Origin of the sequence: Streptomyces tateyamensis, assembly GCF_003205575.1 — a bacterium.
GTDB classification, from domain to species: Bacteria; Actinomycetota; Actinomycetes; order Streptomycetales; family Streptomycetaceae; genus Kitasatospora; species Kitasatospora tateyamensis.
The window spans coordinates 1-808 of record NZ_PYBW01000067.1 but is presented as its reverse complement, the minus strand read 5'-3'; the positions used below and the strand labels follow the sequence as shown (position 1 = coordinate 808).

Here is an 808-nt window from a genome sequence, read left to right as displayed (position 1 = left end):
CGGTCGGCCGCGGCCGACCGGGGCCCGCAGGGGCCGGCTCGGTGGGACTGGCCCTACGGCGTGCGGGCCGCGTCGGCCAGGGCCAGCGCCACGCCCTGCTCGGTGGGGCCGAGGAACTTCGGGTCAGGGTGGAAGAGCGAGCTCAGCGCCGCCTTGCCGGCCCCCGGGAGCTCGCGCACCCCGCCGTAGTACCAGGTCGTGTCCCGCGGCTCGGGCACTCCGATCGCGTAGGAGTCGATCCCCGCCGCCCGGCACAGCGCCAGCGCACGGCGCACGTGGTAGTCCTGACTGACCAGCACCGCGCGGTCCACCCCGAAGATCCGCCGGGCCCGGTCGCAGGAGTCCCAGGTGTTGAACCCCGCGTAGTCCCGCACCACCCGCACGGCCGGCACTCCGCGCTCGCGCAGGTAGTCGTACATCGCCCCGGGCTCGTTGTACCCGTCGCGGCTGTTGTCCCCGGTGACCAGGATCGCCTTCACCTTGTGCGCCTGGTAGAGCTGTACGGCCGCGTCCAGCCGGTGCGCCAGGTACGGCGAGGGCTCGTCCCCCACCACACCGGCGCCGAAGACCACGGCCACCGGCTCGGCCGGCACCTCGGCCACCGTGCGGACCCGGTCGCCCTCGGCCAGGAAGAGCCAGCCGCTGGGCGCCACCGCCAGCAGGCTCACCAGCACCAGGCCCTGGAAGAGCCGCCGCTGGGTGCGGCGCCGGGCCAGCCGTCTCGCCCACCGCCTGCCGAACTCGCGCATGGTCCCCTCCCTGCCGGTCGGACCGCCGTGATCCACCGTCGTGACTCCTCCCCGGCGTA

Annotated in this window: 1 protein-coding gene; it reads right to left on the bottom strand. The window is 75.0% G+C overall.

Going from position 1 to position 808, the window contains the following annotated elements; genetic code table 11:
- Window positions 1-53: 53 nt before the first annotated feature.
- Window positions 54-749, bottom strand: coding sequence for a SanA/YdcF family protein (locus C7C46_RS18960; protein WP_110671052.1), 696 nt, complete (start codon window positions 747-749; stop codon window positions 54-56).
- Window positions 750-808: the final 59 nt, after the last annotated feature.

Excerpts from the sequence above, each read along its gene's own strand:
- C7C46_RS18960 (WP_110671052.1), bottom strand. The coding sequence starts at position 749 with ATGCGCGAGTTCGGCAGGCGGTGGGCGAGACGGCTGGCCCGGCGCCGC.